We start from the raw sequence: 1,337 nt of genomic DNA, 5'->3' as shown, positions 1-1,337 counted from the left end.
TGTCGTAAGCGCATGAGTTGTCCGGGTTAGGTAGCACATGAGTTGTCCGGTTTTATCGCCAGCGAATGGAGGCTGGGGATGGGACGGACAGCATGGCTACAGGACCGGAGGATGCAGAAGTTTCGGGACGTTTTGAGCCGCTGGGATGGCGGTGATCTTTCGATGATGGAGGCGGGTGAGCTGTTGGGCATGTCGGAACGTCAGTTCCGGCGGTACCGGGACCGCTACGAAGAGGCTGGGGAGGATGGCTTGCGAGACCGCCGCTTGGGCAAGATTTCGACGCGCCGGGTACCTGCGGAAGCGATCGAGGAGATGCTGGAGCTTTATCGGAATCGCTACCTTGGTTGGAATGTGAAGCATTTCCACGAGCACCTGATACGCGATCATCATTTCAGTTGGGGCTACACCTTCATCAAGACGCAGCTTCATGCAGCCGGGTTGGTTGAGCGGGCCAAGCGACGCGGGGCGCATCGGCGCAAGCGGGAAAGGAAGCCATGCGAGGGGATGATGCTGCACCAGGACGGCAGCCGGCATGCCTGGCTGGCGGGCCAGCCGCTGTTGGACCTGATCGTGACGATGGACGATGCCACGAGCAAGCTCTATTCGGCCTTTCTGGTTGCCGAGGAAGGCACGGCGTCGAGCTTTCAGGGGCTTATGGAGACCTTTGCCGCCAAAGGCCTGCCCTCGAGCCTCTACACCGATCGCGGCAGCCATTATTTCGTGACGCTCAAGGCCGGCGAGGCGGTCGACAGGAGCCGGCTGACCCAGGTCGGGCGGGCGCTGCGGCAACTGGGCATCGAGCATATTCCGGCTTATTCGCCTGAAGCCAGGGGCCGCTCGGAGCGGATGTTCTCCACCTTGCAGGACCGGCTGCCAAAGGAGCTGGCGCTGACCGGCATTGCCGATATCGAGGCCGCCAACCGCTTCATCGCGCAGACCTATCTGCCTGCCCACAATGCCCGCTTCGCCAGGCCGGCCGCGGTCCAGGACAGCGCCTTCGTTGCCGCCGATCCGGCGGCGCTGACCGAGATATTGTGCCTCCAGGAAGAGCGCGTCGTTGCCCGCGACAACACTGTCGCCTTCGCGCGGCTCAGATTGCAGCTGCCGCAAAGCCCGGTCCGACACCACTTCGTCAAAGCTACAGTCAAGGTCAGGCAATACCCGGATGGTACGCTCGCAATCTTCCACGGCCCCCGCCGCATCGCGACATACACCTCAGATGGCGCACCAATCCTGGATGGATGCTCAATCGGCAGAGCTGCGTGAACCGCTTCGACGCAAACTGAAGCGGACAAATGATGTGCTACCAAACCGGACAACTTGATTAGCTACCGACA

1 protein-coding gene is annotated in these 1,337 nt (G+C 61.6%); it reads left to right on the top strand.

Translation table 11 applies throughout. From position 1 onward, the window contains the following. The first annotated feature begins 111 nt into the window (after positions 1-111). Positions 112-1,266: an ISNCY family transposase gene (locus LB553_RS30385; RefSeq protein WP_224518630.1), complete on the top strand. Its 1,155-nt coding sequence runs from the start codon at positions 112-114 to the stop codon at positions 1,264-1,266. The last annotated feature ends 71 nt before the right edge of the window (positions 1,267-1,337 follow it).

Origin of the sequence: Mesorhizobium sp. CA8, from assembly GCF_020164955.1 — a bacterium.
In the GTDB taxonomy this organism is placed as follows: Bacteria; Pseudomonadota; Alphaproteobacteria; order Rhizobiales; family Rhizobiaceae; genus Mesorhizobium.
Note: the sequence above shows the minus strand (reverse complement) of the source record. Positions and strands in the feature narration are given on the sequence as shown.

What these genes read in the sequence shown, in the direction of transcription:
- LB553_RS30385 (WP_224518630.1), top strand. Translation starts at nt 112, where the DNA reads ATGCAGAAGTTTCGGGACGTTTTGAGCCGCTGGGATGGCGGTGATCTT.